The 14,373-nt window shown below is 58.8% G+C and carries 16 protein-coding genes; 7 read left to right on the top strand and 9 right to left on the bottom strand.

Going from position 1 to position 14,373, the window contains the following annotated elements:
- Positions 1-9 precede the first annotated feature (9 nt).
- Entirely contained in the window at positions 10-213 is a 204-nt protein-coding gene (locus AC1ME2_RS13305; protein WP_480441762.1) for a twin transmembrane helix small protein, read from the bottom strand.
- An 89-nt stretch (positions 214-302) separates the two neighbouring features.
- On the opposite strand from AC1ME2_RS13305, the gene AC1ME2_RS13300 reads away from it, so the two are divergent.
- From AC1ME2_RS13300 to AC1ME2_RS13280, 5 genes are read left to right on the top strand one after another with little or no spacing between them, the layout of a single operon-like run.
- Positions 303-1,043 (top strand): SURF1 family protein, encoded by a 741-nt coding sequence (locus AC1ME2_RS13300; protein WP_480441761.1) that lies wholly within the window; start codon positions 303-305, stop codon positions 1,041-1,043.
- On the top strand, positions 1,009-1,602 hold the full coding sequence (locus AC1ME2_RS13295) for a hypothetical protein (protein WP_480441759.1): 594 nt from the start codon (positions 1,009-1,011) through the stop codon (positions 1,600-1,602). The genes AC1ME2_RS13300 and AC1ME2_RS13295 overlap by 35 nt, the downstream gene beginning before the upstream one ends.
- 9 nt (positions 1,603-1,611) lie before the next feature.
- A complete protein-coding gene (locus tag AC1ME2_RS13290) occupies positions 1,612-2,673 on the top strand; it encodes a COX15/CtaA family protein (protein WP_480441758.1) in 1,062 nt (353 codons plus the stop codon).
- 23 nt (positions 2,674-2,696) lie between these two features.
- Positions 2,697-3,596 carry a heme o synthase gene (gene cyoE / locus AC1ME2_RS13285; protein ID WP_480441756.1) on the top strand — a complete coding sequence of 300 codons (900 nt, stop codon included), beginning with the start codon at positions 2,697-2,699 and terminating at the stop codon, positions 3,594-3,596.
- The gene (locus tag AC1ME2_RS13280) at positions 3,593-4,225 is read left to right on the top strand and encodes an SCO family protein (protein ID WP_480441755.1); all 633 of its coding nucleotides are present in this window, start codon (positions 3,593-3,595) and stop codon (positions 4,223-4,225) included. Before cyoE ends, AC1ME2_RS13280 begins: the two co-directional genes overlap by 4 nt.
- A 610-nt stretch (positions 4,226-4,835) precedes the next feature.
- On the opposite strand, the gene AC1ME2_RS13275 is transcribed toward AC1ME2_RS13280, so the two are convergent.
- The 4 genes from AC1ME2_RS13275 to AC1ME2_RS13260 all read right to left on the bottom strand — a co-directional run bounded on the left by AC1ME2_RS13275 (position 4,836) and on the right by AC1ME2_RS13260 (position 7,886).
- On the bottom strand, positions 4,836-5,261 hold the full coding sequence (locus AC1ME2_RS13275) for a VOC family protein (RefSeq protein ID WP_449634721.1): 426 nt from the start codon (positions 5,259-5,261) through the stop codon (positions 4,836-4,838).
- Between the two features lie 68 nt (positions 5,262-5,329).
- On the bottom strand, positions 5,330-6,106 hold the full coding sequence (locus tag AC1ME2_RS13270) for a MetQ/NlpA family ABC transporter substrate-binding protein (RefSeq protein WP_480441753.1): 777 nt from the start codon (positions 6,104-6,106) through the stop codon (positions 5,330-5,332).
- 98 nt (positions 6,107-6,204) lie between these two features.
- Positions 6,205-6,879 (bottom strand): methionine ABC transporter permease, encoded by a 675-nt coding sequence (locus tag AC1ME2_RS13265; protein WP_480441751.1) that lies wholly within the window; start codon positions 6,877-6,879, stop codon positions 6,205-6,207.
- Positions 6,879-7,886, bottom strand: coding sequence for a methionine ABC transporter ATP-binding protein (locus tag AC1ME2_RS13260; RefSeq protein ID WP_480441749.1), 1,008 nt, complete (start codon positions 7,884-7,886; stop codon positions 6,879-6,881). Before AC1ME2_RS13260 ends, AC1ME2_RS13265 begins: the two co-directional genes overlap by 1 nt.
- 373 nt (positions 7,887-8,259) lie before the next feature.
- Here AC1ME2_RS13260 and katE point away from each other — a divergent pair, with 373 nt between their 5' ends.
- On the top strand, positions 8,260-10,431 hold the full coding sequence (katE, locus tag AC1ME2_RS13255; RefSeq protein WP_480441748.1) for a catalase HPII: 2,172 nt from the start codon (positions 8,260-8,262) through the stop codon (positions 10,429-10,431).
- A gap of 35 nt (positions 10,432-10,466) precedes the next feature.
- On the opposite strand, the gene AC1ME2_RS13250 is transcribed toward katE, so the two are convergent.
- The 4 genes from AC1ME2_RS13250 to AC1ME2_RS13235 are packed head-to-tail and all read right to left on the bottom strand — an operon-like array spanning position 10,467 to position 13,281.
- Positions 10,467-11,183, bottom strand: a complete 717-nt coding sequence (locus tag AC1ME2_RS13250; RefSeq protein WP_480441747.1) for a PA5502 family lipoprotein — start codon at positions 11,181-11,183, stop codon at positions 10,467-10,469.
- A 37-nt stretch (positions 11,184-11,220) separates the two neighbouring features.
- The gene (gene znuB / locus AC1ME2_RS13245) at positions 11,221-12,009 is read right to left on the bottom strand and encodes a zinc ABC transporter permease subunit ZnuB (protein WP_480441746.1); all 789 of its coding nucleotides are present in this window, start codon (positions 12,007-12,009) and stop codon (positions 11,221-11,223) included.
- Positions 12,002-12,799, bottom strand: a complete 798-nt coding sequence (znuC, locus tag AC1ME2_RS13240; RefSeq protein WP_480441744.1) for a zinc ABC transporter ATP-binding protein ZnuC — start codon at positions 12,797-12,799, stop codon at positions 12,002-12,004. The genes znuB and znuC overlap by 8 nt, the downstream gene beginning before the upstream one ends.
- Complete coding sequence (locus tag AC1ME2_RS13235) at positions 12,799-13,281, bottom strand: Fur family transcriptional regulator (protein ID WP_480441742.1); 483 nt, start codon at positions 13,279-13,281, stop codon at positions 12,799-12,801. The genes znuC and AC1ME2_RS13235 overlap by 1 nt, the downstream gene beginning before the upstream one ends.
- Before the next feature lie 66 nt (positions 13,282-13,347).
- Between AC1ME2_RS13235 and AC1ME2_RS13230 the strand changes: the two genes are divergently transcribed.
- Entirely contained in the window at positions 13,348-14,271 is a 924-nt protein-coding gene (locus AC1ME2_RS13230; protein ID WP_480441740.1) for a zinc ABC transporter substrate-binding protein, read from the top strand.
- Positions 14,272-14,373 lie beyond the last annotated feature (102 nt).

The raw sequence follows: 14,373 nt of genomic DNA, 5'->3' as shown, positions 1-14,373 counted from the left end.
AGGCAAGGCTTACCAGTTGACGTGAGAAACCAGCTGACCGCTGTAGAAGCCCCACGCGATCAGGATGACCGTGATGGCGGCCAAGCTGACGCGCACGGTTAGGGCCTTCAATACTCGAGTGGAGCTGCTGTCGTCTTTGACCAGAAAGAACAGGCCGCTGAACAGGCTGATCATCGTGGCAATGAGCATTAGAACAATCGCCGCTTTGAGCATGATGAAACTCCATGGCACGTGATTAAAGAATGGGCGGGAGAGGTATAGGCGATGTATTGCAGTATAGCTACCCGCAATTGGGGGGCGCCATGAAGCGCTTCCGACCCGGCCTCGCACCCACGGTGGTGGTGTTCCTGTTGCTGCCACTGCTGATTTTTCTCGGCTTTTGGCAGCTTGATCGGGGCGAGGAAAAGCGCGTGCTGCTGGCCAATTATGCCGATCACCGTGCGGCGGAGCCGATGGTCAGTTCCCATCTTGAACAAACCGCCGATCCCGCCTATCGCCGCGTGCAGTTGCGAGGTCAGTTCGATGCCGAACACAGCTTGCTCCTGGATAACAGCACCCGTGGTGGCAGAGGCGGTGTCGAGCTGATTCAACCGTTTCACGATCAGGCCAGCGGGTTGTGGCTGCTGGTCAATCGTGGCTGGCTACCCTGGCCGGATCGCCGCACGCCGCCGGTATTCACCACCCCCAATCAAGTACTGAACCTCAATGCCTGGGTGTATGTGCCTTCTGGCGCCACCTTCCAATTGAGCCCTGACCCTGCTGGCGCGGCCTGGCCGCGCCTGGTCACTGCCGTGGTCCCGACAAAACTCTGGACCGAACTGGGACGCGAAGGGTTTGCCGATGAATTGCGGCTTGAGCCTGGCGTCGCGGCTTATCAGCTCGATTGGCCGGTGGTGGCGATGGGCCCGGAGAAACACCTCGGTTATGCCGTTCAGTGGTTCGCCATGGCGGCGGCGCTGTTCGGCCTTTATCTGTATCTCGGATTGCACAACGCCAAGGAGAAAGAACATGGGAGCGGCCATGAATCCACTCAGCATGTCTGAAACACGCCCACCGCAGCAGCGCCGTAGGGGGCGCTTGCAGCTGATTCTTGTGCTGCTGGTGGCAATCGGCCCCATGATCCTCGCCACCGGCATGTACAAATTGCAGTTCTGGGTGCCGGACAGCCGCAACTATCACGGCGAGATGATTGGTAATGGTCAAAGTCGCGCCGATCTTGGCGTGCAGGCCGACGAGTCACACTGGCAACTCTTGGTCAGCGCGCCGCAGGACTGTGCGGCAGAGTGTCAGCGGTTGGTCTATCTGGCGAGGCAGATTCAGGTCGGCCTGGGCCAGGACTCGTCTCGCGCCACCCACGCCCTGGCGGTGGCACAACCGCTCAATGCCGATTACGCGGCGAAGCTGACGCGTGAATACCCGAAGTTGCAGCGCTACTCGCTGGATCTATCGCTCTACAACAAAGCCGCACCCGGCATTGAAACGCCACAGCTCTGGATCGTCGATCCCCACGGCAACCTGGTGCTGCGTTACGACGCCAAGGTCGACGGCAAGGACCTGCTCAACGATCTACGCCAACTGTTGAAACTGTCGAACATCGGATAGGGCATCGTCATGGCCAGACCTGGATTTCGCCTCGCTTTGCTTGCCACGCTGCTTGCGCTGGTCGTGGTGTTACTCGGTGCCTATACCCGCCTGACCCACGCGGGCCTCGGTTGCCCTGACTGGCCGGGCTGTTACGGCTTTATCAGTGTGCCCAACAGCGAGGCGCAACTGGCGCACGCCGAACTGCATTTTCCCGAGGCGCCCGTCGAAGCCCACAAGGGCTGGAATGAGATGGTCCACCGTTACTTTGCGGGCACGCTGGCGCTGATGATCATGCTGCTGGCGGCACAGGCCGTGCAGCGTCGCTATCTGGCCAGTCAGCCGTTGAAATTGCCGCTGCTGATGCTCTGTGTGGTCATTGCCCAAGCCGCGTTCGGTATGTGGACGGTGACCCTCAAGCTTTGGCCGCAGGTGGTCACAGCGCATTTACTGGGTGGCGTCGCGACCCTGAGCCTGTTGTTTTTGCTGACGCTGCGTTTGTCCGGGGCCTTCGCACCTTTGCCGCAGTTACCCTCACGGTTGCGCCGTCTGGCGGCGCTGGGGTTGGTGCTGGTGATTGCGCAAATCGCCCTGGGTGGCTGGGTCAGTTCCAACTATGCGGCAGTGGCGTGTATCGATTTGCCGACCTGTCATGGCGAATGGTGGCCCAAAGCAGATTTCGCTAATGGTTTTCACCTCACACAACACATCGGCCCGAACTATCTGGGCGGGCAACTGGACAGCGATGCCCGCACCGCGATCCACATGACGCATCGCGTCGGTGCGGTTGTGGTGACCTTGGTATTGCTGGCGTTGGCCTGGCAACTCAAGCGTGTCGGCCTCAAAGGCATGACCACCCTGGTGCTGTTGGCGTTGGCGGCTCAGGTAGGCTTGGGTATCAGCAACGTGATTTTTCATCTGCCGCTGCCGATTGCAGTGGCCCATAACGCCGGTGGTGCGGCCTTGATGTTGACCATGACACTGGTGAATTACCGCACACGCTCAGCCCTTGGTTGGGCGCCCAAGGCGAAAAGCCGACACCGCATTAACGGGCAGAGTGCTGCTCACGGTCAGCTTCAACCTGGCAAATAACAATAACGAGAAGGAGAGATGCCATGGCTACTCTAATCAGCGAGCGACACAGCCAGGCTATTTGGCGTGACTACCTCGAACTGACCAAACCCAAAGTGCTGGTGCTGATGCTGATCACCTCACTGGTCGGCATGTTCCTGGCCACGCGCGCGGGGGTGCCGTGGACGATACTGGTGTTTGGCAACATGGGGATCGCCTTTTGCGCGGGCGGCGCGGCAGTGGTCAATCATGTGGTGGATCGACGCATTGATGCACTAATGGCGCGCACCCACAAGCGGCCGATTGCCGAGGGGCGCGTGTCACCTGCGTCGGCCATGACCTTTGCCTTGTTGCTGGCGGTGACGGGGCAGGCCTTGCTGTTGGCGTTCACCAACCCGCTCACGGCCTGGCTGACGCTCGCTTCGTTGCTCGGCTACGCAGTGATTTACACCGGTTTTTTGAAGCGCGCTACGCCACAGAATATTGTGATCGGTGGCTTGGCCGGGGCCGCGCCACCGCTGCTGGGTTGGGTCGCCATCACCGGGCATGTCAGCGCCGAACCGCTGCTGCTGGTACTGATCATCTTCGCCTGGACCCCGCCGCACTTTTGGGCGCTGGCGATCCATCGTAAAGAGGAATACGCCAAGGCTGACATCCCTATGCTGCCCGTCACCCACGGCGAGCATTACACCAAGGTGCATATTCTGCTGTACACCTTTGTCCTGCTTGCGGTCAGTCTCATGCCCTATGTGATTCACATGAGCGGCATGCTGTACCTGCTGTGTGCCCTGGGGCTGGGCGCGCGCTTTCTGCAATGGGCCTGGGTGCTGTACCGTGGCACCAAGCCGCACGCGGCGATCAACACCTTCAAGTACTCTATCTACTACTTGTTCCTGCTGTTTATCGCGCTGCTTGTCGACCACTACTTAGTGTTGAATCTATGACTCGAATTCAAAAAACCGTTTTTATTCTGGTCGCCCTGGTGGCGTTGGTCCTGGGCCTTACCGTCAACAAGGTGCTGTCTGGCAGAGGACAGGGCGATCCGACTGCGCTGATTGATGCGGGCATCATCCTGCTGCCCATCAGCCGCAACCTGCCCGACGTGAAGATGATCAATCAGGACGGCAAGCCGGTCGCGATAAACGAGTTGAAGGGTAAATGGACGATGCTGTTTTTCGGCTACACCTTCTGCCCGGACATTTGCCCAACCACCCTCGCCCAGCTGCGCCAGATCAAAAGCGAATTACCCAAGGACGTCGTGGGCAAGCTGCAAATCGTATTGGTCAGCGTCGACCCCAATCGCGATACGCCGCAGCAGCTCAAACAATACCTGGGCTACTTCGATCCTGAGTTTCAAGGCCTGACTGCGCCGGTCGATGACATCCAGAAACTCGCCAACGCCGTGAGCATCCCGTTCATTCCTGCCGACACCAGCAAGCCCAACTACACCGTCGATCACAGCGGCAACCTCGCCCTGCTAGGCCCGGACGGCACCCAGCGCGGGTTTATCCGGTCGCCATTGAATAATCAGAAAATGCTCGCGCAATTGCCAGGGTTGTTGGTGCGGGAGTAACCCGGCGCTGGCGGCCTATTCGCGAATGAATTCGCTTCTATCAAACCTATAAGTGATTGAAAAATAAAGTATAAATGTCATTGTATTTTCAGCAAAACGCAGATTCGTAGGCGCTGCCGAAGGCTGCGATCGACCGGGAACCGGTCGCCTTCCTGATACCGCTGAAGGTCGTGCCGACCTTATCGCAGCCTTCGGCAGCTCCTACATTAGGACCCAGTTTGCTGCGCGACAGCGCGGCGTCGAAGACGGGGCGAGGACTCCTATCAAACTGATTTTTAATCCTTTAAAAACAATGTGTTGGCATTTGTTGTGATGTGTATATCCGGCATTGGCGTGTGCTGAAATTACGGTTCCGCTCTCACAGCGTGTCACTTTTTCAAGCGCCGGAATGCCGGACCATCAAAAAGTAACCAAAACGCTTTGCCCCTCCATACGGATCCTCGCCTAGGCTCGGATTTCCCTCGCTCCGGCGTTGCTCCGGGGGCCTGCGCTCGGCCTTCTGGAAACGGGGCCTTACTGTAATTCGACAGTCAATTCACACAAAATCCCAAAGGCAAATCAAAACCTCAAGGAGCAACCGGGACGCGCAGTCTTGTTCGCGAAGGCGGTATTACTTGGCAAACAACTGCCCGATGTCTTTGAAGGCTTTGAACTCCAGCGCATTGCCACACGGATCGAGCAGGAACATGGTCGCCTGCTCGCCCACCTGGCCCTTGAAGCGAATGTATGGCTCGATGACGAACGCGGTTTCCCTGGATTTCAGTCGATCGGCCAGCGCTTCCCATTGATCCCATTCCAGCACCACGCCGAAATGCGGCACGGGCACATCATGGCCGTCCACCGGATTGCTCAGGGCTTGCTCCTGCGACGTGCTTTTGGCTTGGTGGTGAATCACCAACTGGTGGCCGAAGAAATTGAAGTCGACCCAGTGCTCGCTGCTGCGGCCTTCGCTGCAACCGAATACATCGCCGTAGAAATGCCGGGCAGCCGCCAGATCATAGACCGGTACCGCCAGGTGGAAGGGGGTCAGCGCCATGACAAACATCCTCGTTCAGGGAGTGAAAGTGTCCTGAGTTTAGGCCAATGGTGCGTGGCAGTGTTTGATCAGAACGCAGGAACGATTGCGCCCTGGTATTTCTCCAGAATGAATTGCTTCAGTTCCGGGCTGTGCAAGGCGACGACCAGTTTTTGCATGGCAATCGAGTCCCTGTTCTCTTGGCGTGCAACCAGGATGTTCACGTAAGGCGAATCGCTGCCTTCGATGAACAGCGCGTCTTTGGTGGGGTCCAGTTTGACGCTCATCGCGTAGTTGGTGTTGAGCAGTGTCAGGTCCACCTGAGTCACCACGCGCGGCAGTGTGGCCGCTTCCAGCGCGCGGAATTTCAGATTTTTCGGGTTCTCGACGATATCTTGCGGCTTCGACAAGATGTTGTTTGGATCTTTAAGCGTGATCAGCCCGTTTTTCGCCAGTAGCAGTAAGGCTCGACCTTCGTTGGCCGGCTCGTTGGGCAAGGCAACGTTGGCGCCCTCGGGCAAGTCGTCGATATTTTTAAGTATGCCGTTCGAGTAAGCGCCCACGGGTTCGACATGAACCTTGGTCACGGCAATCAGGTCGGTGCTGTTGCTCTTGTTGAACTCATTCAGGGCTGGCTGATGCTGAAAGAAGTTAGCGTCGAGGGTTTTATCCGCGAGTTGCACATTGGGCTGGATGTAATCGCTGAATACCTTGATTTGCAGATCGACCCCTTCCTTGGCCAACATGGGTTTGACGAACTCAAGGATCTCCGCGTGGGGCACCGCTGAGGCACCGACGGTCAACACTTCATCGGCGTGCACACCCAAGGCAACAACTGCAGCCAATGCGGCAAGAAGCTTTTTCATGCACCAACTCCGTTGAAGCGGTCACTTCCTGACGAGGTGGCCGTGGCCGGTCGGGCCTTGGCGGATCGGCGACCCGCCACTGTGTTTATCGATTGTTTCTATCGGTGGGTGAAATGCGCCACCAGCTTGTCGCCAATGGTTTGCAGGATCTGTACCAGCACCAATAACAATACGACCGTGACAAACATCACATCGTTCTGGAAGCGCTGATAACCATAGCGAATAGCCAGGTCACCCAGACCGCCGGCACCGACTGCACCGGCCATCGCGGTAAACGATACCAGGGCGATGGCGGTGACGGTGATGGCCGCCAGGATGCCGGGCCGCGCTTCGGGCAACAGCGCCTTGATGATGATCTGCCGGGTGGTCGCGCCCATGGCCTGGGTCGCTTCGATAATACCGCGGTCCACTTCACGCAGGGCCGTCTCGACCAGGCGGGCGAAGAAGGGCGTGGCGCCCGCGACCAAAGGTGGCAAGGTGCCGAGGACGCCGAGCGACGTGCCGGTGATGATTTCTGTCAGCGGCATCATTACGATCAGCAAGATGATGAACGGTAACGCTCGTAGCAGGTTGACGATCAACGCTACGCCGGAATACAGGCGATCATTCTCCAGTAACTGACGTGGCGAGGTCAGAAACATCAGCACGCCCAGCGGCAGCCCCAGGAGCACAGTAAAGGCCAGGGAAACGCCGAGCATGACTAGGGTATCGCCGGTGGCGACCCAGATTTCGTACCAGTCGACGTTGGAAAACAGGTGGGTCAGGGCATCCATCAGCGCAGCACCTCCATGTGAACATCTGCAGCGGTGAAGCGGGCGAAGGCTGCTTCCATGTCGCCACCGGTAATGGCCAGGGTCAGCTGCCCATAGGGTGTGTCTTTAATTCGGTCGATGCGCCCGGCGAGGATGCTGTAATCGACCCCGGTTTCCCGGGCGACGGTGCCCAGTAGCGGTGCGTAGGTGGCGTCACCCTGGAACGTCAGGCGCACGATGCGGCCTTGCACATGGGCGAAGTCATCGCGCAGTTCACCTTCGTCGATTTGCTCGTCTTCCTGCACGAAACGCTTGGTGGTCGGGTGCTTGGGGTGCAGGAACACATCCGTCACGGAGCCCTGCTCGACGATCCTGCCGGCATCCATGACGGCAACGTGGTCGCAGACGCGGCGGATCACGTCCATCTCATGGGTGATCAGGACGATGGTCAGATTAAGCTCGCGATTGATCTCGGCCAGCAATTGCAGGACCGATGCCGTGGTTTGCGGGTCAAGGGCGCTGGTGGCTTCGTCGCACAGCAAAATTTTCGGTTTGGTCGCCAGCGCACGGGCAATACCCACTCGCTGCTTTTGCCCGCCAGACAATTGGGTCGGGTACTTCTTCGCCTGGTCGGAGAGGCCTACGCGCTCCAGCAATTCGGCCACGCGCCGATCGATCTGGCTGCGTGACATATCACCGGCCAGGGTCAACGGCATGGCGACGTTATCGGCCACGGTCTTGGAGGACAGCAGATTGAAGTGCTGGAAGATCATCCCGACCTGTTGGCGAAAACCCCGCAGAGCGTTGGCGTCGAACGCGGTGACATCTTCGCCGTCGACGATGATCTGACCGCCGCTTGGGGTTTCCAGGCGATTGATCAGGCGCAGCAGTGTGCTTTTGCCTGCGCCGGAATGACCAATCAGGCCGAATACCTGGCCATCTTCAACGCGCAGGCTAGTGGGGTGCAGGGCAGGAATTTCCCGGTCTGCAACCCGGTAGGTTTTATGGACGTTATGAAACTCGATCACGTAGCGAACCTTGTGGGGGCGCGGTAAGAAAGGGTGGTGGAAGTGGCCGGATGTTCAGGCGTTCTTACTACCAGCGGACACCGGCTGGATAAGCCGGGCGCGCATTTTAGCCTGTCTGGCTAGAGGTTCTTAGCATTTATTTGATGACGAACCTATGAAACGGCAATAACGCGATTGATGGCGGCGAGTCACGGTGTTCGCTCGTTGGGTAGACCAAAGGTCATGAAAAAAACGGAACGGCTGTTTTAAGCCTCAGTCAGTAATTAAGCGTCTCGAATTTCCTGAATGCAGTGACAGGAGCGTTTTTTGCCGATCATGCCCATGCCGACTCAACCGGCGTCAGGGCTGCCCGCAACCGAGGAGTTTCAGTCTGATGGCTACCAAAAAAACCATAACCAACACCACGACCGGCACCGGTTCTAAAGCCAGCAACAGCCAGCTGGCGGGTACTGACACCCTGGACCGTGGCAATACCAACGCCAAACTGGACAGTCTGGAACCGTTCCGTTCAGACGCCACCGAGCAGGCGCTGCGCACCAATCAGGGCGTAAAAATTGCTGATAACCAGAACACGCTCAAGGTCGGTGATCGCGGTCCGTCTTTGCTTGAAGATTTCATCATGCGTGAAAAAATTACGCACTTTGACCATGAGCGTATTCCTGAGCGCATCGTTCATGCGCGGGGCACGGCCGCACACGGTTACTTCCAGACCTATGAAAACCATGCCGCCCTGACCAAGGCTGGCTTTCTGCAAGACCCTGGGAAAAAGACCCCGGTGTTCGTGCGCTTTTCCACCGTCCAAGGGCCGCGCGGCTCGGGTGATACGGTGCGTGACGTGCGTGGATTCGCGGTGAAGTTTTACACGGATGAAGGCAACTTCGATCTGGTCGGCAACAACATGCCGGTGTTCTTCATTCAGGACGCCATCAAGTTTCCGGACTTCGTTCACGCAGTAAAGCCCGAACCGCATAACGAAATGCCCACGGGCGGCTCCGCTCACGATACGTTCTGGGATTTCGTTTCGCTGGTGCCAGAGTCGGCACACATGGTGATGTGGACGATGTCCGACCGGGCCATCCCGAAAAGCCTGCGGACCATGCAGGGTTTCGGCATCCACACCTTTCGTTTGATCAACGCGGAAGGTAAATCGAGCTTCGTCAAATTCCACTGGAAGCCCAAATTTGGCGTGTGCTCGCTGCTCTGGGACGAGGCGCAGAAATTGGCTGGCAAGGACACGGACTTCCACCGTCGAGATTTATGGGAGTCTATTGAAACCGGCGATTACCCCGAATGGGAATTCGGTGTGCAGATTGTTGCGGAAGAGGATGAACATTCATTCGATTTCGACCTGCTCGACCCGACCAAGCTCATCCCCGAGGAGTTAGTGCCGGTGACGCCGTTGGGCAAAATGGTGCTTAACCGCAACCCGGACAATTTCTTCGCCGAGACCGAGCAGGTTGCGTTCTGCCCTGGGCACATTGTGCCGGGCATCGATTTCTCCAACGATCCGCTGCTGCAAGGTCGACTGTTTTCCTACACCGACACTCAGATCAGCCGTCTTGGTGGACCGAACTTCCACGAGATTCCGATCAACCGCCCTCTTGCACCCAATCACAATGGGCAACGTGACGCGCAACATCGCACCACCCTCGACAAGGGGCGCGCCTCTTATGAGCCTAACTCCATCGATGGCGGCTGGCCTAAAGAGACGCCGCCTGCGGCCAAGGAAGGTGGTTTCGAGACCTATCCAGAGCGCCTCGAAGCGCACAAGGTTCGTCGCCGCAGTGAATCGTTTTCCGATCACTTTTCACAAGCGACCCTGTTCTTCCAAAGCATGAGCCACCACGAGAAAGAGCACATCATCGCGGCCTACAGCTTTGAGTTGGGCAAGGTAGAGCGCCTCTGGATTCGTGAACGTCAGGTTAATGGGATTCTGGCCAACATCGATCTGGAGCTGGCTGCGCGTGTGGCGAAAAACCTTGGTTTACCTGCACCTGTTGCCGGGACCCTGCCCGGAAAGGCGACGGCCATCACCTCGTCACCCGCGCTGAGCCAGGCGAACCTGCTGTCGGGCAACATCGTTTCGCGCAAAGTAGCCATTCTTGCGGCCAACGGCGTCGATGGTGCTGCCATCACTGCGCTGAAGAAGGCCTTGGAAGCCGAAGGCGCGCACGCCAAGCTGCTAGGCCCTACATCGGCGCCAGTCACAACCGCAGAGGGCAAGAGCCTCGCTGTGGATGCCTCCATGGAGGGTATGCCGTCGGTTGCTTTCGACGCGGTGTTTGTGGCGGGCGGGATCGAGTCGGTGAAAGCGCTGAGTACCAATGGCGTGGCATTGCACTTCGTGCTTGAGGCCTACAAGCACCTCAAGGCTATTGCGTTGAACGGGGAAGCCAAGCAATTGCTGGACGTGCTGCATCTGCAGGCCGATGAAGGCTTGTTTGTCGGTGGCAGCGACAGCAAGGCCTTCAAGGTGTTTTTTGCCGCGATTGCCCAGCATCGGGTCTGGGCGCGGGAGCCTAAGGTCAAGGCTGTTCCGGCGTGAGGACGCCATCGCGCTCCCTGGAGTGCGATGGGCGGTTACAGTTTCGCGGGTTTGAGAACGATCTGTGCAGGTTGGCTGCGATCGATCTGCCGTTCCAGCTGCAACTCAAAATCAGGATTGATTTTGATGACGCGTTTGGTCAGCAGGGTTGCCAGCCACGGGTAGTCGTCGGTGCGTGGCACTTGCAGGGTGACTTGGCAATCGAAAGCCGTCACATCGGCGGCAATCGCGTCAAATTGGCGACGCAGCTGCACCATATCGCCGATTTTCAGCGCGATGGTCGTGCTCTCGGCGGTTGGATCAATGACCTTCGCAATGCGCTTGGCTTCAGCGGCTTTCAGCTCGGCTTCGACTTTTTCCAGCTCGGCTTTGCGTGCCTGGGCAATTGCGCCGTTAACACCGCTGGTCAGCGCCGGGGCCTTGGGCATCAACGCCCGGGCGCGGCTCAACGCGGTGGCGGCTGCATTCACATCGCCTTTTTGCAGGACGATCTGGCTGCGCTTCAAGTACGCCTCGGCCAACTGCCGTTGGTGCTGCTCAATGCGCGGGTCGTCCGGCATCTGCGTTTGTAGGGCGAGCAGTTGGTCTTCGGCGGTGGCCAGTTCGTTGCTGGCGATAGATTGCTCAAGCTGCTCAAAGCCCGTGGGCTCGGCGGCAGGTGCAGGCGTCTCTACTGTCGGCGCACTTTGACAGGCACCCAGCAGGATGGAAAATGCGGCAAGGAGCAGATAACGGGAGGCGGGCAGCTTCATTCCTGCGATTCTCTAATTGCGCAAAAAACGAGCAAGTCTACACCGCTCGCCGGGGGAGGACAAAACTCAACAAAAACAACATTGCTGCACATACCACGATAGACGGTCCAGCCGGAGTGTCCTTGAACCACGATAAGGCCAGTCCGCCACAGACCGCAACTATGCCCAGCAGGCTTGCGCCCAAGGCCATTTGCTCTGGCGAACGCGAATGGCGTTGCGCAGCAGCGGCGGGGATGATCAGCAGTGAGGTGATCAACAGTACGCCGACGATTTTCATGGCCACTGCAATCACGATCGCGATCAGCAGCATCAAGGTCATGCGCAAGGCCGCAACGGGCAGGCCTTCGACGGTCGCCAGCTCTTCATGCACGGTGATGGCCAGCAATGGGCGCCACAGGGCAACGATCAGCACCAGTACGGCCGCGCTGCCGCCCAGAATCCAGGCCAGATCGGTAGGACTGATCGCCAGCAGGTCACCGAACAGATAACCCATCAGGTCGATACGGACGTTGTGCATGAAGCTGAGCACTACCAGCCCCAAGGACAACGTACTGGGCGCGAGAATCCCCAGCAACGTGTCTGATGCCAGTGGTTGTCGCTGTTGCAGGGTCACCAGCGTGATCGCCAGCAGCAGACAGCCGACGGTGACCGCCAGTGCCGGGCTGATATCCAGCACAAAGCCCAGCGCCACGCCGAGCAATGCTGCGTGGGACAGGGTGTCGCCGAAATAAGCCATGCGCCGCCAGACCACGAACGAGCCCAGCGGGCCTGCGACCACCGCCAGCGCCAGACCCGCGAGCAAGGCATACAGTAGAAAATCAGCCATGCTTGCAGTTGTCTCCGTGGACATGGGTGGGGGGCGTGACCGACGCTGACGCTGCCTCTTCGACCACGGCGCCGTGCAAGTCATGGGCGTGATCATGGTGGTGGTGATAAATCGCCAGGCTTTGTGCGTTCTTGCCGAACAACTCGACAAACGCCGGATCGTTGCTGACTTGCTCCGGGTGGCCTGAGCAGCACACGTGCCGATTCAGACAAACCACCTGGTCAGTGGTGCTCATCACCAGATGCAGGTCGTGGGACACCATCAGCACACCGCAGCCATGGCGGTCGCGCAGGCGGGTGATCAAACTATACAGCTCGGCCTGCCCCGCCACGTCGACGCCTTGCACCGGCTCATCAAGGACCAGTAATTCAGGTTCACGCAGCAACGCACGGGCCAGCAGCACGCGCTGCATCTCGCCCCCGGATATCCCTTGCAGCGGGCTGTCGATGACTCTCTCGGCGCCTACTTCGTTCAACGCCGCCAGCGCTCGTGGCCGGTCAACGCCAGGGACCAGTCGCAGAAAACGCAGTACCGATAGCGGTAACGTGGGGTCGACATGCAGCTTTTGGGGCATATAGCCCACACGCAATTTCGGCTTGCGCCAGACGCTGCCTGAATTCGGCTTGAGCAGGCCCAGAACAGCCCGCACCAATGTGGTCTTGCCTGCGCCGTTGGGGCCGATCAGGGTCACGATTTCGCCCGGTTTGACGCTGAGCTGAATGTTTTGCAGCACGTTTTGCCCGGCAAATGTCACGTTGACCTGATCGAGACGGATCAATGCAGTGCTCATCAGGCGGCCTTGCAACCCGAACACAGGCCAAGGATCTCGACTGTTTGCCCTTCTACAGTGAACCCGACCTCGGCCGCAGCGCTGATGATGGCCTGGCTGATGGCTGGGTGTTGCAACTCGATGGCGGCACGGCACTCCCGGCAGATCAAGAACTGACCTTGATGTGCGTGCGTCGGGTGGTTACAGCCGGTGAAGGCGTTGAGCGAGGCAATGCGGTGGACGAGGCCATTTTCCAGAAGGAAATCCAGCGCGCGGTACACGGTGGGCGGTGCGGCGCGACGGCCGTCCTCTTCACTGAGAACCGCGAGAATGTCGTAGGCGCCCAGCGGCTTATGACTCTGCCAGACCAGTTCCAGCACGCGACGACGCAGAGCGGTCAGGCGCAGACCTTGGCGTGCGCACAGCGCATCAGCCTCGGAGAGTGCGGTGTGCACGCAATGGGAATGATCATGGGGACGACTGGCCAGCGGTGTTTTAGGCATGAGCGGCGACGGTTTTTGTGAGAGACGTTATTATGTTACCTGTTCCTGCCTCCTTGAGTGGTCATCGTGTCCCGTTTTTTTGCCTTCTTTGTTGCGTTAAGTGCCAGTTTTCTGGTGATCACTCCCGCTCATGCTGAGGTTCGCGTGCTGACCAGCATTAAGCCGCTGCAGCTGATTGCCGCTGCCGTGCAGGACGGAATGGGCACGCCTGAGGTGCTGTTGCCGCCGGGCGCGTCGCCGCATAACTACGCCCTGCGCCCGTCCGACGTGCGGCGGGTGCGTGAAGTCGACTTGCTCTACTGGATCGGCCCGGACATGGAGAGCTTCCTGCCGCGTGTGTTGCAAGGCCGTACCCTGCCTACTGTGAGCGTGCAGTCGTTGCCGGGCTTGCGTCTGCGTCACTTCGAGGCGGACAGCCAGTCTCATGAGGCTGCTGATCCCGCCGAGCATGATCATGATCATAGCCCCGGCAGTCTGGATGCTCATCTATGGTTGTCATCGGTCAATGCGCGGGTGATTGCGGCGCGTATGGCCGCGGATTTGAGCGCGGCGGATCCCGCCAACGCAGCGCATTATCAGCGCAATGTGACGGTGTTCGACGAGCGCCTCGATGTCATGGATGTGCGGGTGAAAGCACGGGTAGCGGGGGTCGTTGGCAAACCGTTCTTCGTTTTCCATGAAGCATTCGATTATTTTGAGGATGCCTACGGTCTTAAGCATGCCGGCGTGTTCAGCGTCGCGGCTGAAGTGCAGCCCGGCGCGCAGCACGTTGCCGCGATGCGCGCGCGGTTGGTCGAAGTCGGCAAGACCTGTGTGTTCAGCGAGCCGCCGATGCGCCCTCGCCTGGCCGAAACCCTGACAGCAGGGCTGCCGGTCAAACTGGCGGAACTCGATGGATTGGGCGGCTACACCCCCGCCACTGCTCAGGGGTATGAGCAGATGATGGAGAAGCTGGGCAATGATTTGGCGGGGTGTCTGGAGTCGTTGTGAACGGCTGTGCGACTGTTCGCAGCGGGACGCGTAGTTGCAAGCCTGCTCCCACAGATGACCGCATACCCTGTGGGAGCAGGCTTGCCTGCCAAGAATGCAACG

It is taken from the genome of Pseudomonas sp. ASL9 (assembly GCF_056680335.1).
This window is presented reverse-complemented; position numbering and strand designations above follow the sequence as displayed.